Origin of the sequence: Mariniphaga sediminis, from assembly GCF_003573545.1 — a bacterium.
GTDB classification, from domain to species: domain Bacteria; phylum Bacteroidota; class Bacteroidia; order Bacteroidales; family Prolixibacteraceae; genus Mariniphaga; species Mariniphaga sediminis.
The window spans coordinates 125,708-150,195 of the sequence record NZ_QWET01000013.1 but is presented as its reverse complement, the minus strand read 5'-3'; the positions used below and the strand labels follow the sequence as shown (position 1 = coordinate 150,195).

The 24,488-nt window shown below is 40.6% G+C and carries 20 protein-coding genes; 4 read left to right on the top strand and 16 right to left on the bottom strand.

The features are described 5' to 3' along the window. Window positions 1-440: 440 nt before the first annotated feature. The 5 genes from D1164_RS16575 to D1164_RS16550 form a co-directional block, all read right to left on the bottom strand. Entirely contained in the window at window positions 441-947 is a 507-nt protein-coding gene (locus tag D1164_RS16575) for a DUF2867 domain-containing protein (protein WP_172594491.1), read from the bottom strand. A gap of 545 nt (window positions 948-1,492) precedes the next feature. Beyond that, window positions 1,493-2,398 (bottom strand): MBL fold metallo-hydrolase, encoded by a 906-nt coding sequence (locus tag D1164_RS16565; RefSeq protein ID WP_172594490.1) that lies wholly within the window; start codon window positions 2,396-2,398, stop codon window positions 1,493-1,495. Window positions 2,399-2,542: 144 nt separating this feature from the next. Beyond that, window positions 2,543-3,433 carry a GIY-YIG nuclease family protein gene (locus tag D1164_RS16560; protein ID WP_119351001.1) on the bottom strand — a complete coding sequence of 297 codons (891 nt, stop codon included), beginning with the start codon at window positions 3,431-3,433 and terminating at the stop codon, window positions 2,543-2,545. A 164-nt stretch (window positions 3,434-3,597) separates the two neighbouring features. Continuing rightward, window positions 3,598-4,728, bottom strand: a complete 1,131-nt coding sequence (locus D1164_RS16555; protein WP_119351000.1) for an AhpC/TSA family protein — start codon at window positions 4,726-4,728, stop codon at window positions 3,598-3,600. A 194-nt stretch (window positions 4,729-4,922) separates the two neighbouring features. Beyond that, a complete protein-coding gene (locus D1164_RS16550) occupies window positions 4,923-6,341 on the bottom strand; it encodes a hypothetical protein (RefSeq protein ID WP_119350999.1) in 1,419 nt (472 codons plus the stop codon). 401 nt (window positions 6,342-6,742) lie between these two features. Between D1164_RS16550 and D1164_RS16540 the strand changes: the two genes are divergently transcribed. Both D1164_RS16540 and D1164_RS16535 read left to right on the top strand, forming a co-directional pair. Then, window positions 6,743-8,083: an SO_0444 family Cu/Zn efflux transporter gene (locus D1164_RS16540; RefSeq protein WP_119350997.1), complete on the top strand. Its 1,341-nt coding sequence runs from the start codon at window positions 6,743-6,745 to the stop codon at window positions 8,081-8,083. A 198-nt stretch (window positions 8,084-8,281) separates the two neighbouring features. Further along, on the top strand, window positions 8,282-9,271 hold the full coding sequence (locus D1164_RS16535) for a 3-keto-disaccharide hydrolase (protein WP_119350996.1): 990 nt from the start codon (window positions 8,282-8,284) through the stop codon (window positions 9,269-9,271). A 422-nt stretch (window positions 9,272-9,693) separates the two neighbouring features. Here the strand turns inward: D1164_RS16535 and D1164_RS16530 are convergent, their stop codons facing one another. The 8 genes from D1164_RS16530 to D1164_RS16490 all read right to left on the bottom strand — a co-directional run bounded on the left by D1164_RS16530 (window position 9,694) and on the right by D1164_RS16490 (window position 19,037). Next, window positions 9,694-11,724 carry a transketolase family protein gene (locus D1164_RS16530; RefSeq protein ID WP_241558295.1) on the bottom strand — a complete coding sequence of 677 codons (2,031 nt, stop codon included), beginning with the start codon at window positions 11,722-11,724 and terminating at the stop codon, window positions 9,694-9,696. 99 nt (window positions 11,725-11,823) lie between these two features. Next, entirely contained in the window at window positions 11,824-12,996 is a 1,173-nt protein-coding gene (locus D1164_RS16525) for a phosphoglycerate dehydrogenase (protein ID WP_119350995.1), read from the bottom strand. Between the two features lie 148 nt (window positions 12,997-13,144). After that, window positions 13,145-13,336 (bottom strand): alanine:cation symporter family protein, encoded by a 192-nt coding sequence (locus tag D1164_RS24255; protein WP_119350994.1) that lies wholly within the window; start codon window positions 13,334-13,336, stop codon window positions 13,145-13,147. Window positions 13,337-13,411: 75 nt separating this feature from the next. Further along, window positions 13,412-14,245: an endonuclease/exonuclease/phosphatase family protein gene (locus tag D1164_RS16515; protein WP_119350993.1), complete on the bottom strand. Its 834-nt coding sequence runs from the start codon at window positions 14,243-14,245 to the stop codon at window positions 13,412-13,414. After that, complete coding sequence (locus D1164_RS16510; protein WP_119350992.1) at window positions 14,245-15,201, bottom strand: alpha/beta hydrolase; 957 nt, start codon at window positions 15,199-15,201, stop codon at window positions 14,245-14,247. The genes D1164_RS16515 and D1164_RS16510 overlap by 1 nt, the downstream gene beginning before the upstream one ends. A gap of 363 nt (window positions 15,202-15,564) precedes the next feature. Next, window positions 15,565-17,355, bottom strand: coding sequence for an NADH-dependent [FeFe] hydrogenase, group A6 (locus D1164_RS16500; RefSeq protein WP_119350990.1), 1,791 nt, complete (start codon window positions 17,353-17,355; stop codon window positions 15,565-15,567). A gap of 18 nt (window positions 17,356-17,373) precedes the next feature. After that, window positions 17,374-18,558 (bottom strand): complex I 51 kDa subunit family protein, encoded by a 1,185-nt coding sequence (locus tag D1164_RS16495; RefSeq protein ID WP_119350989.1) that lies wholly within the window; start codon window positions 18,556-18,558, stop codon window positions 17,374-17,376. Between the two features lie 11 nt (window positions 18,559-18,569). Beyond that, window positions 18,570-19,037, bottom strand: coding sequence for an NADH-quinone oxidoreductase subunit NuoE family protein (locus D1164_RS16490; protein WP_119350988.1), 468 nt, complete (start codon window positions 19,035-19,037; stop codon window positions 18,570-18,572). Between the two features lie 377 nt (window positions 19,038-19,414). Between D1164_RS16490 and D1164_RS16485 the strand changes: the two genes are divergently transcribed. Next, a complete protein-coding gene (locus tag D1164_RS16485; RefSeq protein WP_119350987.1) occupies window positions 19,415-19,816 on the top strand; it encodes a carboxypeptidase-like regulatory domain-containing protein in 402 nt (133 codons plus the stop codon). Between the two features lie 153 nt (window positions 19,817-19,969). Here the strand turns inward: D1164_RS16485 and D1164_RS16480 are convergent, their stop codons facing one another. The 3 genes from D1164_RS16480 to D1164_RS16470 all read right to left on the bottom strand — a co-directional run bounded on the left by D1164_RS16480 (window position 19,970) and on the right by D1164_RS16470 (window position 23,053). Beyond that, window positions 19,970-21,613 (bottom strand): alkaline phosphatase family protein, encoded by a 1,644-nt coding sequence (locus tag D1164_RS16480; RefSeq protein ID WP_119350986.1) that lies wholly within the window; start codon window positions 21,611-21,613, stop codon window positions 19,970-19,972. Between the two features lie 263 nt (window positions 21,614-21,876). Beyond that, the gene (gene thpR / locus D1164_RS16475; protein WP_119350985.1) at window positions 21,877-22,446 is read right to left on the bottom strand and encodes an RNA 2',3'-cyclic phosphodiesterase; all 570 of its coding nucleotides are present in this window, start codon (window positions 22,444-22,446) and stop codon (window positions 21,877-21,879) included. 10 nt (window positions 22,447-22,456) lie between these two features. Further along, window positions 22,457-23,053 carry a DUF4294 domain-containing protein gene (locus D1164_RS16470; protein ID WP_119350984.1) on the bottom strand — a complete coding sequence of 199 codons (597 nt, stop codon included), beginning with the start codon at window positions 23,051-23,053 and terminating at the stop codon, window positions 22,457-22,459. Window positions 23,054-23,144: 91 nt separating this feature from the next. Between D1164_RS16470 and D1164_RS16465 the strand changes: the two genes are divergently transcribed. After that, the gene (locus D1164_RS16465) at window positions 23,145-24,404 is read left to right on the top strand and encodes an arginine deiminase (RefSeq protein WP_119350983.1); all 1,260 of its coding nucleotides are present in this window, start codon (window positions 23,145-23,147) and stop codon (window positions 24,402-24,404) included. Window positions 24,405-24,488: the final 84 nt, after the last annotated feature.

The following is a 24,488-nucleotide window of genomic DNA, read 5'->3' as shown; positions in this document are numbered from 1 at the left end:
ATAATTTGTATACTGGACAACCTGCCTGTTATACCGAATACTTATATGTATTGAATGTCGTTTTATTCATAAGATGTAATGATAATCTTTTTTAGTAAAACTTTCGAAAAATATTGACATTTTTCTTTGAACTTAGCTATTGTTATGTGACCGAATGGTCACTTTCAGGTTGTCGTTGCAGATTTTGGAGAGCGTCAGTGTCCGCCAGGAGAAAGGAGCAGATACAGCGCACCGTACGAGCTCCGTAGTGCAATTGTAATTAGGCAACGTTTATTTGTTATCCTTAATTTTAACCCGATTGTTATCGAAAATATGCTCAAATTCAATAGTATAGCTATCCCGGCAAGCCCTCCTTTTTCAACGGAGTAAATGTTTCAATATCATAGATAATTCCCAAAATTTAAATTGCAATGGAGAGAATTTTACCAAGAGAAATCAGGCTAATTTTCATTTGCGTATTTTTTTAGTAGCGATCTAACTATTAATTGATGAAATGGTTTTACAGGGAAAAAATATAACCTTCCGAAAAAATTGTTAAACTGGACAATTGTCGATAAAAATAAAGTACTATTTGTATTACTTTTCTCTATCATAACAGATGTCCTGAAATTTAGGTGCTTATCATTCTCTGCCATAACAATTTCGTTTTCATTTCGGTCTGTTACGGTAAAATATACTGCCTTAGTGCCTATTGAATAATATGGTTCTATTATAGTATCATTTTTTTTGCCCGTTTTTAGCCCAAATACTTTGACTATAATATCTCTAAGTTTCATTAAATTGTCTACCCACTTAGGAGTCTTAAAGATATCCGTAGTTATTCTGTCAATGGAATAATCATTTAATGTTATCTGAGTTTTATAGGTGTCAGAATAGTCAATTTTTCCAAAGCCATTTAAAATTATGGACTTGTCCGGAACATAGTCAAGTTTAACTACTTTTTTCATGGTGGTGTCTTTAAATGTTGTATGTTGAGCTTTATTCAACATCATTTCAATTTCAGCTAATTACAGCATATTCTCCATCTAAATTATTCGTTTTAAACCTTTTGTCGAAGGCAGATTGTTTTTGTTTGGCATTCATTCTTTTGTCTCCTTCTTTTTACTTATCAGATATTTCAAATTGAAACCCATGGATATTGCAAAGAATAGAATGCTTACAAAAACTAATATGGTATTATTATCTAAAACAAAATAATTAATTATAAAAGTAATGAATCCAATCAACATAAAGCTCTGTTCGATAATAAGTGGCAAATTGTCTGTCTTCTTTTTATTCATTTTTTTTCTCCTTTTTGATGCGTTAAAAAAATATCTTTTGGTTCATAAATAGATTCATTTTAGCCTTGCCCACCACGGTGGTGGCATGAGGTCGTGTCGGTCAGACAAGAGTTTGAGTATCCAACCAAAACTGAGGCAGGCAGGAGATTCGACTGTGTCGAATCGAACCAAACCCAGCCATGCCTTATACCACGTGTTAGGCACTGGCATTATTAATCTACTTCTATTTGTTCAAGCATTTTTTTGTTAAATGATTTTAAATCATCAATTGACATGATCTGTCCATGTCCTCCAATTACGTTATCAATATTATACATTCGTTTTTCAAGCCAGCGAATTGCCTTTACCCACAAATCCTTATCTGACATTGTTTTATTATTCATGCTTGGTCTTCCATATTGAAACATTAAATCTCCTGTAAAAAGCAATTTCAATTCAGGAACATAAATTAAAATATCACTCATTGAATGGCATTTGCCAAAGTACTTTAATTCAAAAGTAATATTTCTCATATCAATGTTAAGGCTGTCAGAAAATGTAATATTGGGTTTCATTATAGGAGTTAAATTCTCTATATCATTATATGAGTTTTGATACCGTGTTTTTTGTTTAAAAGCATTGTCCCATTCTTCTGAATTTTGCTCGTATTTTTGCAATTCCAAGTCATATTCCTTAATTATTTTACCAACAGTGCTTTTTACTTTTTCCGGGTCTTCCCATTGATTTTTAATTTCTTTTAAACTATTCTCATGTCCAACAATTTTGGATTTATTAAAAACACTGTTGCCCCGGTTGTGGTCATGATGGGCATGTGTATTTATTACATAAACAAAATTATCACATTGGAACTTCGTCTTAATTCGATCTCTGAATTTTGATGTTAGACCTGTTGAAATACCTGCATCTATAAGAACTATACCTTTGTCAGTATTTATAGCTGTAATTGCATCAGAACCAAATAAAGCCATAATAGTATTGTCGTTTATACGATTTATTTGAATTAGAGAATCAATCAAATTATTAGTTCTATTTGGTTGATTGTTATCAATATCTTGAGCGTATTGATTTAAAGATATTAAAAAGGATACGAGAAATATTGAAATTATCTTTGTTTCCATTTTTCTTTTTTTGCTTCCGACTAACGGTTGGTACATGTTGTCGTTGCGGATTTCGAAGAGCGTTCATGTCCGGCAGGACTGAACGGCGATGCAAGAATCCGCGGCTGGCGCACCACTGAACCCCGCCCTGCAATATGTACTGTGTTAGCCACCGTTTTTTTCTTTTAATTTTCTTTCCTCAATTTCTTTTAAAGTTTCACCGTTTTTGTTTCTCCAAGTCACCCTTCCATTAACAGAGTACCCGAGTATTATGGCTGCAGCTTGTGAAGAACTTGTAAACTCATATTCATCAGCAAAAATCATTCGGTCTCCCTCAGTTACTACTATTTCTTTTTCTAGAAGTGTTCTCCTTAAATTTGAATAACTGCCTGATAACGAATCTGTTTCCTTGGGATTACATCCGCTTCCTTTTTCCACCAAAAGACCATTTGAAGTCAACTTTCCTTTTGCCTTCCAATTTGAAACATCTAGAAAAAGAGCTAAATCTCGTTCTTCCTTTTTACTTGTTAGCATTTCTCCGTTGTTTTCGACGAGATTAAATCCAAGTGTAGGTAACAGTACCTTTACGTTATCTAAAAATGTATCCATTTCGTCAATCACCATTTTGGGCAAATTAATTTTATTGCCATCTTTTTTATTTACCGTTCTATATTCGGCATTCTTCAATAGTAATTCAATTAGTCTTTGTTCTAAGTATTTGGTATGAGAAACTGTTAAATTTTCATCTTTAGAACTGAAAGCAATAATTGTCTCAAAGAAGGATTTATTTTCGTCTCGAATATGCTGTACTAACCTTTCTGAGATATTGTTTGCTTCTCCAATATATACTAGTTTGTCGTCAGGGTTTTCATCACTTTGACCAACTAGAAAATATATTCCTGGTTTGTTTATTTCTTCGTAATCCTTAGAATTGGGAAATAAGTTTCGCGGAACTTTAATTGCCTGTCCAGTCCAATTAGACATATAGGCAAAAATGACTCCTTCCGGATTTCCGTCGACTAAATAATTTGTAATTGTTATTCCTCTTTTTAACATATCTGTTTCTTTTTCAAAATGTTGCCTAACGGTTGGTACATGTTTTCGGGGCGGATTTCGGAGAGCGTTCCTGTCCGAAGGACACGAAACTGCGATGCGAGAATCCGCAGTTGGCGTACCACCAAACCCCGCCCTGCAATATGCACTTTGTTATACAAAGTTTTTTAACTCGATAATTGGATTAATAGTTTTTTGGTTTCCTCAGAACTCGGTCTTGGTGCATCTTCGTTGACAATTTTTCCATCCTTCCCAATAATTATGTACCTTGGGATGCCTGGGATTTTTAGGTTATAATCATTTTCGAGCTTCTTCATTACTTCATCGTCAATAAAAAAGTGTTGTCCTTTTAACCCCTCCAATTTTATTGTTTGTTTCCAGTTTTCTTCTTCGGAGCTAATACAGAGGTAAATCATGCTGATTTTTGTTGTGTCAATTTCTTCGTAAAGTTTCTTGGAAGAAGGAAACTCCTGCTTGCATGGGCCACACCACGTTGCCCAAAAGTCGACGTACAAAACTTTGTTTGGATTTTGTTTTATAATTGTTTCAAAAACAGGTGCTCCTTTAAAATCCGATTTAACAATTTTTGTTTCATTCGTGAGGCTTATTGAGTTCGCCTTTTCTCGACGTTCTATCCGTTCTTGATTTTCATCTAGTATTTTTTTGTAAAGCAATGTATTGTGTAAAGATGGATGGAATTGCGACAGGATTTGACTTGTTTCATCTACTGTACAACCATTATATAGCATATAGAAAGAATGCAGTGCAGCTAATGAGTTGCTATTATTTTTTATATAATTCATTGAAAAATTAAAATCGGCTGACCAAAGCATGCTAATACTATCATTAATTTCTTTTAATCTGTCTTTTCTTGCGTTCGCAGCTTTTCTTTGAAGTTCGAAAATTGAATTAAGAAACTTCTCCAACCTTTCTGCAAGAAACTTATTATATTCATCATTTAGCTTGCCACCTTCGACTTTCGAATTCAAATCCCAATTGTCTAAATTTATTGTAGCATTTAAAGTTCCTGGCTCTAAGAAAAATGTATTTACACCAATTATTTTATCCATTTGATAATGCATATAGTATACTTGCGGTGTATCTATGATTCCTGTAAAAACAAACTTTCCATTTTCAATCTTAGCCGAGTCCCTGTCATTATAGTTGCCGGGAAATTTGACCATATAAATCCATTCTTCATTTTGTGGGCCATCAAAAGAACCATTTAAAATATATTTGTTGTCTTGTTGGCATCCTGCTAAAATTACTATTAGAAGAAATAAAATAGCGTTTTTCATTGTTTATGGTTTTAAAAATTTTGTATAACGGTTGGTACATGTTGTCGGGGCGGATTTCGGAGAGCGTTCCTGTCCGAAGGACACGGAACTGCGAAACGAGAATCCGCAGTTGGCGTACCACCAAACCCCGCCCTGCAATATGTACTGTGTTGGGCTTAGTTTTTTATTCATTTAGGAACATATTATTTTTTTTCTTAATAGTTTGATTTAAGGTACAAGAAGTTACGGTTGTCTGGTGAGCGAAAAGTGAGATTGTTCCCTTCAATACTAAAAATATATTTTTCACCTAATAAATCTTTCATATCCAAGTATTTATTTATTTTATTCTCATTTCTGATAAAAGCACAATTATAATTAAACCTATCTTGCAATTCTCCGAAATTCTCATGATATATCCACATTAAATCTTGCATGTAATAATTCTCATTATTATAAAGAAATATTTCCATCTTATTTCCTGAACAATCTTTATTTTTTGGGTTGACACCCCAACCACCGCTAAGGTGAAAATATATTTCATTGTCTGGTATCAGGTTCAAAATAGCATCTTCCAATTCTTTATTTTCAATACTTATATCTGCAAGCTTGTAGAACTTATCTAAACTCTTATAGTCATATCTTTTTATTGATGCTGTCTGATCTGACTGGACAAAAAAACTGGTTCTATCTGTAGCTTCAATTATTAAGGTATCTGATTTAAAATGATAAGTAGCGTTATTAAATGCTCTGTGGTTTTTAAAAGTGCCTGTAAAATTGGGAAAACAATAAGCTGCGGTACACATTATATTATTTGTTTTTAAGGTGTCGTTGGAAACTCTGATGTACCCTCTACAGCCATTGCACCCATCACTGTAACTTAAAAAATTGCCATAACTTAAAGTATCATGAGAACTAGTATTTTCGAGAAAATCTCCAATACTTACAGTCCAGCCTCCGTTGTTTAAGAACTTCTGAACTTCTTGTTTCCCCATCTCAATTAATTTTTTAGGTCGCTTTTTTTGTGGATATCCACGATTACGTTTTTTTTCGTATGCTTTTTCTATGCTTCTGTTAACTTCTTCCACCAATGAGTCTGGAACATTCATTTTTACTAACCGCCAGCTACCTATTAATTTTTTATCAAAACCGAAGTCTCGGGAATTTGCTGCTTTTTCAAGTCCATGATTGATTACAGAATCCTTTTCGTAATACAGCGATATTTTCCCGTTTTCAAGCAGTAATTTGTTACTTGAGATACTATACTTAAATGCTCCATGTAATTCGTTACGCAAATCAAAAGTAGCTCCTTTGATTCCCAGATGACCTTTCAGTCTTGGTCCAATAAGTCTTACGGAATCACCGTCTAATTGATAGAAATTTTCGAAGGAATAAGATTCACTGAATTTGTATTTCCCATCTACGAGATAAAATGAACCCCAATGAGAAAATCTATTACTTGAATCATATCCAAAATAAATGTATGGTGAAACATTTTCAGCAGGACTTTTAGATACGCCATCAATTACTATTGATTTTAAATACCATTTACCTCTAATATTTTCTGTCTTTTTCCCAGATGCAAGTATGGAGTTAATAATAAGGAATGTATTTAATATTATAATCAGTTTTTTCATTTTTCAAAATTAAGCCCAACGATTGCGTATATTTCCAAGTCCATTTATTTCTCTATGCAAGGCATCATTCCGTACCTTTTCTGCACTACTGTTTTGGCTGAAAACTTTTTTCTGTGAATGTATCTGTCCGGAATGTAACATTGGTTTTTGGTGTTAGTTGAAATACAAAAAATTACGGGAACTAAATTAGGGATTGCCGCCGGAAAAAACAAGCGGGAAATTGATTTTTTGTTTCCAATAAAAGGTACCAATTACAAATTGGCACCAGCGGGGGTTGACTGGTTGGAAAGTGTGGGTGACGCGAATTCCAATTCGCGTTTTTTTTCGGCGAATCGGATTTCGCCGCACCCGGAAACAAGAATAACGCTCATTTGTTATTCTTGTAGTTTAAAGAAAGAACAATGTTGCCATATATCGAAAAATATTTTGCTGAATTGTGGTTCCTGGTATTGGAAATGGCGCCGTGGCTTTTGCTGGGGCTTATTTTTGCCGGGTTGCTGAAGGTCTATTTTCCTCAGAAGCACATCGATAAATATATGGGGAAATCGAATTTCCGTTCGGCTGTAAATGCGTCATTAATTGGAATTCCTATGCCACTTTGCTCCTGTGGGGTTATTCCCACCGGAATTTCGTTTTTTCGTAACGGCGCATCAAAAGTGGCTACCAATTCATTTTTAATTTCAACTCCGCAAACAGGAGTCGATTCTATTCTGGCAACCTATTCCATGCTGGGCTGGCCTTTTGCTGTAATGCGCCCTTTTGTTGCTTTTTTTACAGGTATTGCCGGTGGGGTCATCACAAAATTTCTGGTGAAGGAGAAACCTGCCCGTCCGGTTTCAGCCTTTTCAAACCTGAAATTAGATATGGCAACATTGGGAAAGCCGGCAGTGATGGCTGTAGAAAAGTCAGGCGCAGATTGCAGCGATGCGTCGTGCGGATGTCATGAACCCGAAACAGTTGACACACGGCATTCTTTGGTACGGGCTGCTGATTATGCTTTTGTGGAGTTGTTGCAAGACATTGCCAAATGGCTGATTATTGGTTTTATGCTGGCTGCTTTGATTTCAGTCGCTTTGCCCGATGAATTTTTTAGTTCTTTCCAGGGGCTGGGCCTGTTGGAGTTGCTGGTTATTCTGGCCGCCTCAATTCCTTTGTACGTTTGTGCAACCGGCTCTATTCCCATTGCTGCCGTGTTGCTGATGAAAGGTGTTTCCCCCGGAGCAGCATTGGTTTTTCTGATGGCAGGACCGGCAACCAATGTGGCTACCATGACGGTTTTGGGAAAAACAATGGGGCGTAAATCGCTCATCGCTTATTTGAGTACAATTATTGGAGGCGCCCTGGTTTTTGGTTTGCTGGTAAATATGCTCATCCCGGCCGACTGGATACTGGACAAGGTGGTTCATGTTCATGATGGCGGTGAGGGACACGAGATGCTGCCTTCCTGGTTGATGTGGGCTTCGGCTATCGTGCTCGTTATTTCCATGATTGGCGGTTATTTTTATGGGATGGTCCAGAAAAAAACTAAAATGGAAAAGGGGGAAGGAGTTACTGTAAAGGTTACCGGAATGACCTGTTCCCATTGTGAATCCAATGTAAAACGAAACCTGGAAGCGCTGGACGGAATTACCAGTGTAGTGGCCGACAACCGCAGTGAAACTGTAAAAATTACCGGTTCCGGCTATGATTTGGAAAATGTGAAAAAAACGGTAGAAGGCCTGGGATATAAATATGTGGGCTGACATACATCGCCGTGCCTGAATTCCCAAAATTGGAAATATAACAGAATACAGAGTCTGTCGGTTTGAACCACAGAATCGAAAGGAATACATCATTTAAGATATGACATGGCACTCCCAAAATAATTTTTAAGTAGATTTGCCTTGTTCGTTTAAAAATGTATATCGAAGACTTTGTTTCATTTTAAATTTTTAATCATAATGAAAATAATTAGAAATACGCTTTTGTTACTTGCTTTAAATTTAGGTGTCTGTGCTTCTGCGCTGGCACAATCATCCAATGATGGGTCAGAAGTGATTGGCCGCTGGGACCTGACTATTGTGATAGAAGGTGATGATTTGGAGGATTTGGGGCTTTTCCGGCATGGCCTGATGGATGCCGCCGGGTTTCCCGGATGGCTGGAAATAAAACGTTCGGGCTTCTCAACCCTTGTGGGGTATTATGTGGGTTACGAAGGAAGCGCCCGTCCCATTTCAGAGATTCATTATTCGGCAAAAGACGGAAAGTATCATTTTACCATTCCTCCGCAATGGATGGACATTGAGGATATTTATTTTGAATTTACACTGAAGGACAATAAACTGAGTGGATACAAAATGCTCGATGGCCATAAACTTGAGTGGACCGGTGTGCGGGCTCCGTCGCTTATCCGGGAAAAACCACCGGTATGGGGAAATCCTAAAAACCTGCTGGATGATAACCTGTCCAGATGGATTGTACCGGAAAACAACAAGTTCCGTATGGTGGACGGTGTGCTGGTAAACACGGAGGCCGGCGGTAACCTGGTGACCAATGAGAAGTTCGATGATTTTAAACTGAGTGTTGAATTCAGGTATCCCGAAGGAAGCAACAGCGGAATCTATTTACGCGGTCGTTATGAAGTTCAGATTGAAGACAGTCCGGTAAATAAAACCAGTAACGTGAGTATTGGCGGTGTTTACGGTTTTATTGAACCGGCCGTGTATGCAGCCAAAAAGCCAGGAGAATGGCAAACGTATGAAATTACCCTGGTAGGGAGGCATGTAACCATTGTACATAATGGAATCGAAGTTATTTCCAACCGGCCTATCCCGGGAATCACCGGTGGTTCGCTGGATAGTAATGAAGGGAATCCGGGCCCGATTCAGGTACAGGGAGATCATGGCCCTGTTGAATTCCGTAAATTTGTAATTACTCCCGCTGTCAACTGATTGGTATTCAGGGAGACAAAAATAAACAAGGAGACGTTCTTTCATAGAGCGTCCCCTTGTTCATTTAATTTTTCACCAAAGGAAAATGTTTACTGAGCTACCGTTGTTGTGGTAAATGTTATCCTGCCAACTTCTTTCACACTGCCAGAAACAAATAGCTTTTTTGTTCCATTAAAAGGTTACTTTATTGAAGGTCCAGCTTATATTATTGGTTTGTAATTTACTTCGAAAGTCCCCAAAATGATAGGGAAGGAGCGGCAACCCGGCTTTTCTTAAAAGCTATTCCCCTAAGATGTTCTTGTTCTTAAAAATAAAAAGGAGAAGGCATAATATATGATTACGCCTTCTCCTTCAAAAAATGTTTTAATTAGGGTCTCCTAAAAAAGGAGAACATAATTATGTAATGAAAGTTACGTGAAAATTTATTTCAACATTTTTTTCACCTGCTGGTATACATTCTCGCCGTTGAATCCCAGTTTTTCATCCAATACTTTGTAGGGTGCTGAATAACCGAATGACTCCATACCCCAGATTTTTCCGTTTTCACCTACCAGGCCGGCAAGGGTTACCGGCAATCCGGCAGTCAGTCCAAAACGCGGAACTCCAACAGGAAGTACTTTTTGCTGGTAATCTTCCGGCTGATTCCGGAACAATCCTTCTGATGGAGCGGAAACCACCTGCACATTCAATCCTTCTTTTTCGGTGAGCAGTTTTGCACCTTCTACCAGGGTAGATACCTCAGAGCCGCTGGCTACCAATACCACGTCGGGTTTTTCAGCTGGTTTTACAACAATGTAAGCTCCTTTTTCCGATTGTAATGCCGATTCGTAAGCATTTCCTTCTGTCGGTAAGTTTTCTATATTCTGGCGTGATAATATGAGCGCGGTTGGTGTTGCTGTATTTTCCATTGCCATTTTCCAGGCTACCGTTGTTTCGTTACCGTCGGCCGGACGAAGCACCAGTACACTGTTTTCACCGTTATGGTTTTTCAGTTTCTCCATGAGCCTGATTTGCGCTTCCTGTTCTACCGGTTGGTGGGTGGGACCATCTTCGCCTACACGGAATGCATCATGCGTCCAAACATATTTCACCGGAAGTTCCATTAGCGCAGCCAAACGGACAGCTGGCTTCATGTAGTCAGAAAAAACGAAGAAGGTTCCGCATACCGCTATAACACCTCCGTGCAGTGCCATTCCGTTAACCAGACAGGCCATGGTGAGCTCGCTAACTCCTGCCTGGAGAAATGAGCCACTGAAATCCCCATTTTTGAAAGAGGTGGTTTTTTTCAGAAAGCCGTCTGTTTTATCTGAATTGGAAAGGTCGGCAGATGCCACAATCAGGTTTTCTACCTTATTGTACATGGCTCCCAACACGTTTCCTGATGCCCCGCGGGTGGCAATATTTTCTTTTTGTTCGAGCGAAGAGAAATCAAATTCCGGTGCCGCGTCAGAGAAGAATGAATTTAGCTTGGCCGCCAGTTCTGGGTTAGCTTTTTGCCATTCAGCCTGTTCCGCTTTTTTCGCAGCAGCAGCAGCAATCAGTTCTTTTTTCCGGTTATCGTAAAATGCCTGAACGTCCTCAAAAATCTGGAAAGGATTCTCAGGATCGCCGCCCAGGTTTTGTATTGTTTTTTCAAAAGAAGCGCCTGCATCGGACAGTGGCATACCGTGCGTAGATGTTTGCCGTTCAAAGTTTTCACCGGATTCGGTAAGGGCGCCTTTACCCATAATGGTTTTCCCGATAATGAGGGTGGGCTTTTCGGTTTCGGCGTTTGCTTTTTTCAGCGCGTCTCTTATCTGGTCCGGATTGTTTCCTTCAATACTGAGTACATTCCAGCCCCAGGCTTCGTATTTTTTGGCCGTATCTTCTATTGTAACATCGGTAGTAGGAGAAGAAAGCTGGATGTCGTTGGAATCGTAAAACATGATTAGGTTGCCTAATCCCAGGTAACCGGCAATGCGGCCTGCACCCTGCGATACCTCTTCCTGGATTCCTCCGTCAGAAATAAAAGCGTAAATTTTGTGCGACATCCAATCGCCAAAACGAGCAGTCAGAAAACGTTCTGCAATAGCAGCACCTACTGCCATGGTATGTCCCTGACCAAGCGGGCCCGAAGTATTTTCAACGCCACGAGCCACATCAAGTTCCGGGTGACCAGGTGTTACGCTGCCCCACTGCCTGAAATTTTTCAGGTCATCCATGTTGTAATAGCCTGCCAGAGACAGTACAGAATAGAGCATGGGCGACATGTGTCCCGGATCGAGAAAGAACCGGTCACGGTTAGCCCAGCTTGTATCGGAAGGATCGTAGTTTAAGAATTCACTATAAAGGATATGGATAAAATCTGCTCCACCCATAGCCCCACCGGGGTGCCCCGATTTTGCTTTTTCCACCATGGCGGCAGAAAGAATACGAATGTTATTTGCTGCTTTAGTTTCAATTTGTTTGCTCATTATCATATGAATTTATTCAATTTATGTAATAGTTTTACAGTGGAAAACCAAAGATAACAGAAAAGAGGAACCCTGTGGCTTCCTCCTGTTTTAAACGGTTTAATTCTGAATAACCCGAACCATAAAGACTCCTTCAATGGCCTTCAATTTGGCTTTTATTCCCTCATCAATTTCCGGTCGGGTTACGTCAATGATGTTGTAGGCAATATTTTCGTGCTTTTTGTTCAGCATATTGTCGATATTCAGGCCCTCTGAAGCCAGGACACTGGAAATCTGGCTTACCATGTTGGGAATGTTCTGGTTTGCAATAATAATTCTGGCTCCTCCGTTCCGTTCCATTTGAGCCTCAGGAAAGTTAACTGAGTTTTTGATATTCCCGTCTTCCAGAAAATCTTTTACCTGGTTTACCGCCATGATGGCACAGTTCGTTTCAGATTCGCTTGTGGAAGCCCCCAAGTGTGGAATGGCAATTACTTTATCCATTTTTAGGGTCTCTTCATTGGGAAAATCGGTTACATAGGATGCCACTTTTCCTGATGCAATAGCTTCTTTCAAATCGTTAATGTCAACCAGTCCTCCGCGGGCAAAATTCAGGATTCTTACATTTTTTTTCATCATCCCGAACTTTTCTTTGTTGATATATCCCTTTGTTTCCGGAGTGAGCGGAATATTCAACGTAACATAGTCGGCCTGGCTGAGAAGTGACTGGATCCCTTTTACCCACTTTACCTGGTTGCTCAGTTGCAATGCCTGCTTTACAGACATGTAGGGATCGTAACCGATAACTTTCATACCCAGTGTGTGCGCTGCATTGGCAACCAACACCCCGATGGCGCCCAAACCTATTACCGCCAGCGTTTTTCCTTTGATTTCCTGTCCGGCAAAGTTCTTCTTACCCTGCTCAATGAGGGAAGGAACTTCCTCTCCTTTGCCAACCAGTGTTTTAGCCCAGGAAATTCCTTCGGCAATTCCCCTGGATGCAAGCAGAAGGCCGGCAATAACCAATTCTTTCACCCCATTGGCGTTGGCCCCCGGAGTATTGAATACTACAACACCCTTTTCTGTGCATTTGTCAATAGGAATGTTGTTAACTCCCGCGCCGGCACGTGCAACCGCCTTTAACGACTCGGGCAATTCCATCTCGTGCATATTAAAACTACGAAGGACAACAGCATCCGGATTCGGGATTTCGCTGGCTATTTCATACTTGTCTAATGGAAAAAGCCCCAACCCATCGGGATCGATTTTATTTAACGTTTGAATTTTAAACATTTGGTTTGTTCTTTTATTATATGATTTAATTCTGAATTTTGTTCAGACTCAAAATGAATGACAAATATCACTAAATTATCTGAGGATACTAGGGCTTAATTGGGTTAAGTTTTCAATATGAAATTAACATTAAGGCTGTCCGGCAATATTAGAAATGTCCCTTTTTCAGACCTGCGAAATACTTCCGGGAGGCCCTTTTTACATGCGGGGAAAGAAGCAATGCCGAAATTACTGTTGGAAAGGCCATCAGGGCAAATGCAATGTCAACAAATCCTATAACTACCCTGAGTTGTGAAACAGAGCCAATGGTGATGGCAGCAACAAAACATTTTGTCGCAATGAATTGAACCCGTTCGAAAGCTTTTCAGGGAATGAAAGAAAACGAATGGAAAACCGTTCTATCCGAACAGAAATGTTATTTCAATTGAACCTTAACAAAGACGGGCAGGTGATCTGAAGGAAACCGGTGGTCATTAAAGTTGGATAACGCAGCGTATTTTAACACTTTTATTCCTCCCTGCACAAAAATATAGTCGATACGTCCGGTAAGATCGGCGTCCAGCTTAAATCCAGAGAATGTCCCAACTGGTCCGAATGGAGGGTTCTCTGAAACCTCGCGACTGTCTCTCAGGTATTTTTTTAACAGGGAAATCGGTTCCTGATCAGGCGTCAGGTTCAGGTCTCCTGTTAAAATCACCGGTAGATTTTTGTTGTAAGTCATCTCTTCTATTTTTTCCCGGATAAGGATCGCCGAATTTTTCCGGGCTTCAACCCCCCTGTGATCAAAGTGGGTGTTAAAAACCAAAAATTGTTTTCCGGTCACTTTCGACTGGAAATGACCCCAAGTAGCAATGCGGTTAAGAGCCGCGTCCCATCCTTTGCTTGGCTTTTCCGGTGTTTCCGAGAGCCAGAAGTTTCCCTGCTTTAATAGAATAAATTTCGATTTTTTATAGAAAATGGGAGTGAACTCACCTCCGGTTTTTCCGTCTTCACGGCCCACACCAAACCATTCGTATTCGGGAAGTTCATTTTGGACATCCAATATCTGGCCGTGCAACGCTTCCTGCAAACCAAAAATATCAGCCTCGTAAAACCGGAGTAGCCCGGTAGCCATTTCAATACGGTTGGGCCAGGCATTGATTCCATCATTGGCCGTATTGTACCTGATATTGAAAGAAACAATATTCATTTGTTGCGAAAATAGCGCTGAGGGAATTAACAGCAAAATGATATAAACTATATTTTTCATTATTGACAGAAATTGAATGGTTCATATTCGGGATTTTGGACTTTTCCTCTTACAATGGTACGAAGAGATTCGCCTTTTTTATTCACCACAAAATTGTAGCAGAAGTCCACAATCTCATCAAAGTATGCGGTCAAGGGTTTGCTGGCCATTTCATGACCACCTCCACAGGTTGTGTGCAACCAGTAAGGAACGCCAAGTTCTTCCAGTTTATTTGCCAGGGTAAAAGAACCGTGTAACACCAGGTAACCCGGCTGTCCTTTTTCGCAATAATGGTGGGGGGCTGTGGCGTAAGGTACCAGCTTGTCATCGGTGCCGTGGAAAAAGAGCGAGGGGATAGCTGAATCATCGTAGATTTTAGTTGTATCAGGAATGGCACCAGCCATGCCAATGACTCCTGCGTAAGAAACCGGTCCCGCTTCAAGGTCATAGCAAAGCGGCGGCGTATAAGCTGCAATGAGAGCCGCTTCAGCACCGGCACTGCTTCCCGCAAGGATTATTTTGTAGGGATCAATACCAAAATGTTCATGATTTTGAATCAGGTAAAAAGTGGCATCGCTAATGTCTTCTACTGCGGCATCGAATGTTTTAAATTTTTCGGCAACTGGACAGTTGCAGCCAAAACCGCCAGGCTGATCTTTTCGGGTTAACCGGTACGAAATGGAAGCTACTGCATAGCCATATCCGGCCAGTTTGTTGCAAAAATTTACAATCTGCTCGTTGTCGCGTTGTCCGCCCTGGAATCCTCCGCCATGGACATACAGCACCAGGGGCCGATCTGTATCCGGATCGTTTGCGGGCAAATAAATATCAAAATCAAGACTTTCTCCCTCTTTTGAAATGTAGGTATGTGTTTCAATTACAACTTCGTCCGTATAAGGATGAAGGTATTTAACCTGTCCCTTCAAAGGGATTGCAAATACAAATGCTATGAGAATAAATGTGATTTTTTTATTCATTCTTGTGAAATTTTTTTTCGAATATAGTCATTTGGAGAGCAATTGAAAAACCGAACAAAAAAAATGGGACCCGGAAACTCCGAATCCCAAATCTAAATGCCCTTTTTTAAAACCAGATAGTTTAATTACGCAATTGTAATTTTTTGCATTTATCTTCCCATATATTTTTGTAATGAACTTCTGTAATTTGGATACCATTTATTCAAAGATTAGTCCAAATGTACCATTGGTTGAAAATCAGTATTTTGTAGTCTTTATGGTATTTTTTACTGTTTCAATATGGGACATTGACTTTAGATATGGGATAAAAAATCCGGTAAATTGCTTACCGGATTCTTTTTTAAACACATTTTTTAATGAAACCTAAAAACGCTCGCGTTTTGTATATTTTGTATGCAGCAAATGATGTGAGATTTCGCCCAGTGGTTCTTTCAGGAAATCTTTATATAATTTTTGAACCTCCGGGTTTTCATGTGATTTTCTGATAGGCAGCTCAGCATCTTCTGCATAAATGGCTTCCGCTCTTTTTCCCCGTATTTCGGGATTGGTTGGAATGGGTTGGCCACCGCCTCCAAGGCAACCACCCGGACACGCCATAATCTCGACAAAATGAAAATCTGCCTTTCCTGCTTTTATGGCATCCATTACTTTTTTGGCATTTACCAATCCATGTGCAACGGCACACTTCAATTCCACGCCATCAAGAAATGCCCATTCTTTGAGTGGTTTTTCAATCTTTATGGTTGCTTTTCTTACGCCTTCCATTCCTCTTACCGAAGTAATATTGAGGTTTTCAAATGGAACTTCTCTTCCGGTTACCAGTTCGTAAGCCGTACGTAAGGCTGCTTCCATCACACCACCGGTTGCTCCGAAAATAACGCCTGCACCCGTCGATTCGCCCATCAGCCGGTCAAATTTTGCCGGTGGCAGTTTGTCAAAGTCAAGCCCGGCCTGTTTAATTAGTATGGCCAGTTCGCGGGTAGTTAAAACATAATCCACATCACGGTAACCACTGTCATGCATTTCAGGTCTGTGAGCCTCAAATTTTTTGGCAGTGCAGGGCATAATGGAAACCGAAATGATATTCTCCGGATCAAGGTTCCGGGCTTTGGCATAATAGGTTTTTGCCAGCGCGCCGAACATTTGCTGAGGCGACTTGCAGGTTGATAAGTTGTCCAGATATTCCGGATAAAGATGCTCAATATATTTTATCCATCCTGGTGAGCAGGAAGTTGCCATAGGCAATTTTACATTTTTGTCCTTATCAACCAGTGCCTTTTTTAGTCTGGATAGCAATTCGTTGCCTTCTTCTATGATGGTGAGGTCAGCCGTAAAATCGGTATCAAGTACCGAATCGAAACCCAATCTTTTCAACGCGGCCGCCATTTTCCCGGTCACACGTTCTCCCGGTTTCATTCCCATTTCTTCCCCCAATCCTACACGAACGGCTGGCGCAGTTTGTACCACCACGTGTTTGGTTGGATCAGAAATAGCCTCCCATACTTCTTCGATGTAGTTTTTCTCTACCAGCGCTCCGGTGGGGCAGTGGTTTACACACTGGCCGCAGTTGGTGCATACTACATCGTTCATCGCCTTCTCAAAGAATGTCGCTATTTTCATCCGGTCGCCTTTGTAGGCCACCGTTAATGCATTTACCCCCTGTAGTTCGGCACAGGTGCGCACGCAACGCTGACAACGGATACACTTACTGTCATCTTTCATTATAGATGGCGAGAACATATCGATGGTGTAGTTTTTTAGCGGTGCCAGTTCGATAAAATCCTGCGTCATAATTTTGTATTCCGATGCCAAATCCTGCAACTCGCAATTACCGTTTCGATAACACTTGGTGCAGTCGGCATTGTGCTCGGCCAACAGCAGTTCAATAATATGTTTTCGTGAGTTTCTTACTTTCAGGCTGTTAGTGAGTATTTCCATTCCTTCTTCACAGGGAGTGGCACAGGCAGCAGAAAGCCGTTTCTGGCCTACCACCTCCACTACGCATACACGGCAGTTCCCGGCTACGCAAAGGTCTTTATGGTAACAAAGTGTAGGAATTTTTATCCCTTCCTCTTCCGCCGCTTCGAGAATGGTTTTTCCCTTTTGTATATCAACAGGGAAACCATTTATTGTAACTTGTATTTTTTTCTCCATTGTTTCTGATTTTTGGTTTTAGTATATCATCTCCTCCCGGAAGTTTTCCACAATGGAAGAGAAAGAGTTTGCCACTGACTGCCCCAGTCCACATTTTGCGGTAAGTTGCATGGTTTCGGTAAGCTTCAGTAACTTGTTGAGGTATGAGGCAGGTTTCTCTCCCCGTTTTACGGCCTTAATGCCCAGCAAGAGCTGCTGGCAACCGACGCGGCAGGGCGTACATTGGCCACATGATTCTTCCCTGAAAAACTCGAGGTAGTTGTCGAGCACGTTAAACATGGAACGGGAACTGTTGAAAAGCATCATCGATCCTCCTGTGGGGAGTGAAATACCAACCAGTTTGCCTTCGTAGCCAATGGCAGTATCTTTGAATTTTTTGCGTGGCACCAGAAACCCGGAGGCTCCGCCAACCTGGACAGCTTTGGTATCACCGTCGCCAAATTCGTACACAAAATCCTGAAGGCTCATTCCCAATTCGAGTTCGTAAATACCTGGTTTGGGCGTATCTCCCGAAACAGAGAAGAGTTTGGTTCCGCGTGAATACTGAACTCCCAGATCGTAAAATTTTTTGGCTCCGTACTTAAAAATGGTAAACGCGTGCACCAGCGTTTCTACATTGTTTACCACAGTGGGCATATTCATGTAGCCTGCCTGAGTTGGAAACGGCGGTTTATTACGAGGTTCTCCGCGCCGTCCCTGCATCGATTCCATCAGGGCGGTTTCTTCCCCGCAAATGTAAGCGCCGCTGCCCATGAAAATTTTTATGGTGAAATCGAGGTTGATCTCCTTACAATAATAATGAAACTCATCAATGACCTTTTTTAATTCCTCTTCCAGAAATTTATATTCTCCCCGCAGGTAGATGAATCCTTCTGTTGCTCCGGTAACATAGCCACAAACGGCCATGGCTGTGAGTACTTTATATGGTACTTTTGAAAGAATTTCCCGGTCTTTAAAAGTCCCCGGTTCCCCTTCGTCAGCATTGCAGATTACATACTTTTTAGGCGCTTTCGATTCAGCAGTCAACTTCCACTTCAGGCCGGTGGGAAACCCTGCTCCCCCGCGACCTTTCAGTTCTGAACTAATCAGTTCGTTTATGATGTCTTCAGGTTTCTTTTTGATGGTAGCTGAAAGTACTTTTTCATAGTCGTTTTCATTCCTGAAAATGAAATCTACCCTTTTTAACTGATATGAGTATGCCATGGTTTCCTGTTTTAAATGTCCTTCATGTAACCGGTGAGAATTTCCCTCGCTTTTTCCGGAGTAACTTCCGTATAAACTTCATCGTTTATTAACATTGCCGGAGCCTTGTGGCACCAGCCCAGGCAGTTGGTTTCCAGGAGAGTAAATCTTTTGTCGGGTGTTGTTTCCCCGGTTTTGATTTTCAACATGTCCTGAATGGCAAACAGCAGTTGGTTTTTACCTTTCATGGCGCAGGTAATGGTCCTGCAAACCCGTATGATGTATTTACCTGCGGGTTTTGTTTCCAGGAACGAATAGAAGGTAGCCGTTCCGAATACTTCCGCGGCAGGAATGTCCATCTCGCGGGCAATTTCGACCATGGAGTATTCCGAGAGGAACTTTTCCTGCTGGACTACCCCCTGCATTACAGGCAGGAGACTTTCCCGCTTCCTTCCATGTTGATCAGCTAGATCTTTGATCAAAGATTCAATGGGATTCATAGAAAAAATTTAAGTTATAAAATCGATTAATTTTGGTTGCACTAAATACTTTTCTTCAGATAAATTCTGTTTTTAAATAATTAGTATCTTTTTGATGTAGTTCACTAAAAAATCTGTGTATAAAAATAAGCAGATGATTGATAAAAAACGAAGACATTGTTGTGTAACATGTCTGTTTTTCAACACATTTTTGATTGTGTAAAGTAGATTAATTTTAAATAAGATGGGTTTATGATTTTTGTCAAAATATGACGTGTTTTTTTTTCGTATATTAAACCTCGTTTTGAAAAAAGCAGAAAACAGAAGCAACCTTTTTAGCCATAAGGTTGTCTTAGTATGTAAGGTCTTGATTTTAACAAACAATTTTCGGAAAAGCCATGAAGACACATCTATTTTATTTCTTATTCTGGGTAATATTATTTTTGCCCGGGTCTGGTTGGGCCCAACTATTGTCCATTTCTGGATATGTGAAAAACAATGTAAGCGGACAAGCCATTCAAAATGCTACTATTTTTGAAAGCGTCTCCGGTATCGGTACCATCTCTAATAATGACGGGTATTACAAACTTTTGCTTAATCCGGGTGAGCAGAGTTTAAAAATTTCTTTTTCCGGATTTAACGTATACACATCAACGTTTGAACTGGAAAAGGATACAGTTATTTCTGTTCAGTTGAAACCCGAAATTTTGCCGGCAAATAAGTATGTTGCCGGTGCAGGTGAAAAGAAAGGTGTGGATGAATCAGCGCCAAACGAAAATAACCCGCGAAAGCGAAAATAACGCCGCCTGCCCTTTCTTTTGAAAAGGTTGAAGGAAACACCGTTTCCCCTAAATACTCATTACTTCGTGCTGAATTATTCTTCGTAAAGCCTTAGTATGAAATGAATGGGTGTAGCAGGCGCATTTTCATTCCGCCAACTCACTCTTTCCTTTCTATTTTTCGGATAACACAGGCGTGATTGCCATTCCCTGGCTTTTATCAGGACGGGGAATTTGCAGCAGATCGCTCAGGGTAGGAGCGAGGTCAATGGCATTGTACTTTTCTCTGATTATTTTGGGCTGAATCCCGGCACCGTAAAATACCAAAGGGATGTGCGACTGGTCGGTAAAATTCACCTTTTTGAATTTATAGCCAGGTTGCCAGCCTTCTTTTAGCAAATAGAGAAAATCGCCCGAACGGTCTTTGGTATATGATTTATAAAGAGTACCCAGCAAGCCGTTTCCGGAATTTCCCTTTTCAAGCTGATTGGCCGGCATTGAAAGTTGGACACCTTCAAACTGGTTGATAAAATTGGAAGCTTCCTCCCTCATTTCATCGAGGTTAATTTTCCTTTTCTTTATCAAATCGTGGTTTAAATAAACCTGTAGCCCGGAATAATATTCAATCCATCTTTCCTGTCCGTAAGTAACATTCAGGTAGGATGTAAGCAGTGCAATGGCGTTTTCAGGCATAAAGTAATCTACCGGAAGGTGAAATTCTTCCTGCAGGTATTTCACCGGATAGGAAGCCGAGGTGTTGGCTGTCAGGAAAAAAAGGACATTTTGTTTTCCGTACTTTTGTTCGACGTGGCTAATGAGCTCAGCTATATATTTGTCGAGGTGCAGGTAGCTGTCCTGCATCTCAACGGATGTTGGCCCGAATGAGTTATTTTCGTAGTCCATCGATGAAAAAAACACGGTGACAAAATCAGTTGTTTCATCTTCGCCAATGGGTTCTTTTTCAAATAGCTGAATGGCAAAATCCTTGATGACCTGGTTGGCATAAGGTGTTGTTTTAAAAGGGGTCATGGATTCTGCTTTTCGGGTGTAGCGACCAATGGTATGAGGGAAGGTGTTCCAAAGGTCGAAATATCCTTTTTCATGCACGTATTCATCTTCCACACTTTCCGTGTACGCCTTTGGAGGCAAAAGGGTAACCCAGTTTTGATAACTGTATCTTTCCGGGTAATTTTCGGTATTGAAATCGCGTACCCAGTCGGGAAAGGTGCTGATGTAGAACGAACTGGAAACCATTCGTCCCGATTCGGGATCAAACCAAAAGGCGCCGTCAGCTGCGTGTCCGGCCGAGAAAATAGCAGATTCACGGTTTATGGCGGCACTGTATATCAGTGATTTCCCCATCGAGAATATTTTCAGGTTGTCGGTAAATGTGTTGGTGAGTAATTTTTTGGGAGAGGCATTTCCAAATTTTGTGTCGGCGCCTACTGTAAAATAGTAATCATCTTCTGTGCATTCTGTTTCTTTGCTTCGCAGTCTGTCGTACCATGTTTTTCCAATAATTCCGTGAACGGAAGGTGTAACGCCTGTAAAAAGGGTGGCTGTCCCGCTGGCATAACTTTGGGTGTGTTGCAATAAATTTACGTTGGTGCAAACGGCTCCCTCTGAAAACAGTTTTTTAAAGCCATTTAACTCAAATTTATTCCAGTAACGTTGTATGTAATCGGGGCGCATATTTTCTACTACCAGCCCAATGACCACTTTCGGTTTTTGCGACGCTGGCCCGTAAACCGACGGGCTCTGGGCCAATAATTTCCCTAAAAAAAACAAACAAAGTAAAAGGGTTGAAACTCTCCTCATAATACGTATTAATTTGGCCGCCTAAAGTAACAAAGTAATTTCTGATTTCAAAGAAACGGGAGCCCCGGAGAGCATCCTGTTTTCCGGCTGACTTGAAACTTTTAGCCTTTTGTCCTTTGGAAATTATTGTATCCTTTAATTATTTGCATCACGGTATATCTTCGCTAAAAAGAAGAAGTATTCAGGTAAAACCTGTCAGAGCAAACTACTATAAAATATTGTCAGGAAATCAAACCTGCCGATGCCGTTGCAGGCGTTTTGTCTTATCCTTCCAACCGGAAAATTTCCAAAGGTTTGTAGATCGGGCCGGTGGGCTTCAGAATGCTTTGGTATAGAATAATTTCATGGATGACAATTGACTGGATATCGGTGTCGCGATATTTGTCAATAGCATTATAAAAGTTTCTTTTGTCTTTCAGAAATTTGAGCCGGGCAAGAGTAAGGTGCGGGCTAAAGGGGCGGTTTTCCTTTTCAAATCCCAGAGCGAAGAGTTGCAAATTAATTTCTGCAGCTAACTGTTGTAGCGCTTCACCTTCTTCAATACCAATAAACAGCACCCGGGGAATTCCTTTGTTTTTAAAAAAAGCCAGACCTTTTAGTCGAAATGAAAAAGCATTGCTCCGCGCTGAAATTTTTTTCAGTATGGCTTTCAAATCATCCACCTGATGAAGGGTAGTGTCTCCCAAAAATTTTAAGGTTAAATGAAGGTTGTTCTCATCCACCCATTTTACAGGTTCACCGGCCAATTCATTTTTTAATTCTTTCAGTTTGAGAAGCAGGGGTGGTTCGGGGTTAATTTTTAGGGCAATAAAAGTACGCAGCAAATCAGACATAACTTGTGTTTTATAAGTATCCGATTTCAATGAGGCTAACCACTTCCTCAATGATACGATCCTCTCCCTTGGGGTCGTATTCTTCCTTCAAATTACTTCCAAACAGGCGCGCAATGCCCTGCCAGAAAACGGCCGGCACTCCGCCCCTGAAATCTTTAATGAGGCTGAAAGATGTACGACTGGTCTCACGATCAATTAATTTCAGCAAAATACGACCTTCGGAGAGTGTCATTCGTTTTAAATCATCTTTGTATTCATCAAGTAATTGTTGTTCCAGCTCTTTCATCATTTTCCGCCGTGACCTGTCATCCTCAAGAGCCAGGTATTTCGGTTCATATTCCCGTAGCATTTCACCGGCGAGTTTGGCATACGGATATACTTTCTTAACCTTCTCGATAAACCGGTTGTACCGTCTTCTTTGCCGGTTATTCTTAAACTCCCTTTGGGGAAAAACAACAATTTCAGGTATGTTTTTATGTATGATTGTATCGCCTTTTTCAATAATTCCCATCATCAGCGCTGAATCTTTTTCCTGCGCCGCCAGGCCCTTCTGAAGAAGAAAGCCGACAACAACTACCATTCCCGCTATTTTAAATACTTTTCCCATTTTAATAAAGAAAACGAAGATATTCTTTTTCCATTATTGCACGTGCAAAGTTTATATCTTTGATGCAGTTTTACAACTATATTTGACTTAAATGAAAACGTGTATTGATTCTGAAATCGGTAAGCTGGAAGGAGTGGTGATTCACACACCGGGATCGGAGGTGGAAAATATGACTCCAGGATATGCGGAGCGCGCCCTTTACAGTGACATTTTAAATCTCTCGATTGCCTTAAATGAATATTCCCAACTGGTAGGGGTTTTAAAAAAAATTACGCAGGTGTTTGACATAAAAAAAATGCTTGCAGAGATTCTGGATAACCGGGTAGTTAAGATGCAACTGCTCCGGGAAATATGTAACCATGAAGGCATTCCGGGGATGGAGGGGGCGTTGGCTGAAAACGATGCTTCTACGCTTGCTGGCCTGTTGATTGAAGGGGTTATCCTGGAGCGAAATAACCTAACCAACTACCTTAGTCCGGAAAAATTTTTGTTACGTCCGCTGCATAACCTGTTTTTTACCCGCGACTCAGCCATGGGAATGAATGGGAAGATGCTTATCGGACGAATGGCTAATCCCGTACGCGAACGTGAAACGATGATAATGGAGGCGATTTTTAATAACCATCCGGCATTTGAAACGGATACGCTGAATCCCATTAAACCGATTCACGGAATTCCTGTTGATGCAAAGGCAACCCTTGAGGGGGGAGACTTTCAGGTTATTCGGGACAACATTTATGTGATAGGAAAAGGCGTTCGGACCAGTACACAGGGAATCGACTTCATTATTGAAAATATAAAAAGACAGGGGAGAGGCACACATCATATTATTGTACAGGAGTTGCCTTCCGTTCCCGAGTCATTTATCCACCTGGATATGGTTTTTACCTGTCTCGATGTCGATACTTGCATGGTATACGAGCCGGTGGTTTACGGACTTAGCCGGTTTAAAACCATTTCTATTCAAATTGATAATGGGAAAGTTAAAATTGACGAACAGCCCAATATAACCAAGGCTTTAAAAAAGCTTGGGATTGATTTAAAACCGGTTGTTTGCGGAGGAAATGAAGATCCGTGGGTGCAGGAGCGGGAACAGTGGCATAGTGGAGCTAATTTTTTCGCTTTTGAACCAGGAAAAATTATCGGGTACGAAAGGAATGTCCATACGTTGGAAGAATTAAACAAAAATGGCTTTGAGATTTTTCGGGCATCGGATATAATTAGCGGAAAAGTGAATACAGACAATTACAGGAAATGTGTTGTTACCATTGCAGGTTCGGAACTGGCACGGGGCGGTGGGGGCGCGCGCTGTATGACTATGCCGGTCTGCCGGGCCAACGTAAACTGGTGACCTGCTTGATTCTTTTTTGTCCATATTGCGTGATTTACAATCGCGCATTTCAAAACATTAATACGCAGTAATCTGTCTGAAAAT

What these genes read in the sequence shown, in the direction of transcription:
- D1164_RS16575 (WP_172594491.1), bottom strand. Translation starts at nt 947, where the DNA reads ATGAAAAAAGTAGTTAAACTTGACTATGTTCCGGACAAGTCCATAATT.
- D1164_RS16565 (WP_172594490.1), bottom strand. Translation starts at nt 2,398, where the DNA reads ATGGAAACAAAGATAATTTCAATATTTCTCGTATCCTTTTTAATATCT.
- D1164_RS16560 (WP_119351001.1), bottom strand. Translation starts at nt 3,433, where the DNA reads ATGTTAAAAAGAGGAATAACAATTACAAATTATTTAGTCGACGGAAAT.
- D1164_RS16555 (WP_119351000.1), bottom strand. Translation starts at nt 4,728, where the DNA reads ATGAAAAACGCTATTTTATTTCTTCTAATAGTAATTTTAGCAGGATGC.
- D1164_RS16550 (WP_119350999.1), bottom strand. Translation starts at nt 6,341, where the DNA reads ATGAAAAAACTGATTATAATATTAAATACATTCCTTATTATTAACTCC.
- D1164_RS16540 (WP_119350997.1), top strand. Translation starts at nt 6,743, where the DNA reads ATGTTGCCATATATCGAAAAATATTTTGCTGAATTGTGGTTCCTGGTA.
- D1164_RS16535 (WP_119350996.1), top strand. Translation starts at nt 8,282, where the DNA reads ATGAAAATAATTAGAAATACGCTTTTGTTACTTGCTTTAAATTTAGGT.
- D1164_RS16530 (WP_241558295.1), bottom strand. Translation starts at nt 11,724, where the DNA reads ATGAGCAAACAAATTGAAACTAAAGCAGCAAATAACATTCGTATTCTT.
- D1164_RS16525 (WP_119350995.1), bottom strand. Translation starts at nt 12,996, where the DNA reads ATGTTTAAAATTCAAACGTTAAATAAAATCGATCCCGATGGGTTGGGG.
- D1164_RS16515 (WP_119350993.1), bottom strand. Translation starts at nt 14,245, where the DNA reads ATGAAAAATATAGTTTATATCATTTTGCTGTTAATTCCCTCAGCGCTA.
- D1164_RS16510 (WP_119350992.1), bottom strand. Translation starts at nt 15,201, where the DNA reads ATGAATAAAAAAATCACATTTATTCTCATAGCATTTGTATTTGCAATC.
- D1164_RS16500 (WP_119350990.1), bottom strand. Translation starts at nt 17,355, where the DNA reads ATGGAGAAAAAAATACAAGTTACAATAAATGGTTTCCCTGTTGATATA.
- D1164_RS16495 (WP_119350989.1), bottom strand. Translation starts at nt 18,558, where the DNA reads ATGGCATACTCATATCAGTTAAAAAGGGTAGATTTCATTTTCAGGAAT.
- D1164_RS16490 (WP_119350988.1), bottom strand. Translation starts at nt 19,037, where the DNA reads ATGAATCCCATTGAATCTTTGATCAAAGATCTAGCTGATCAACATGGA.
- D1164_RS16485 (WP_119350987.1), top strand. Translation starts at nt 19,415, where the DNA reads ATGAAGACACATCTATTTTATTTCTTATTCTGGGTAATATTATTTTTG.
- D1164_RS16480 (WP_119350986.1), bottom strand. Translation starts at nt 21,613, where the DNA reads ATGAGGAGAGTTTCAACCCTTTTACTTTGTTTGTTTTTTTTAGGGAAA.
- thpR (WP_119350985.1), bottom strand. Translation starts at nt 22,446, where the DNA reads ATGTCTGATTTGCTGCGTACTTTTATTGCCCTAAAAATTAACCCCGAA.
- D1164_RS16470 (WP_119350984.1), bottom strand. Translation starts at nt 23,053, where the DNA reads ATGGGAAAAGTATTTAAAATAGCGGGAATGGTAGTTGTTGTCGGCTTT.
- D1164_RS16465 (WP_119350983.1), top strand. Translation starts at nt 23,145, where the DNA reads ATGAAAACGTGTATTGATTCTGAAATCGGTAAGCTGGAAGGAGTGGTG.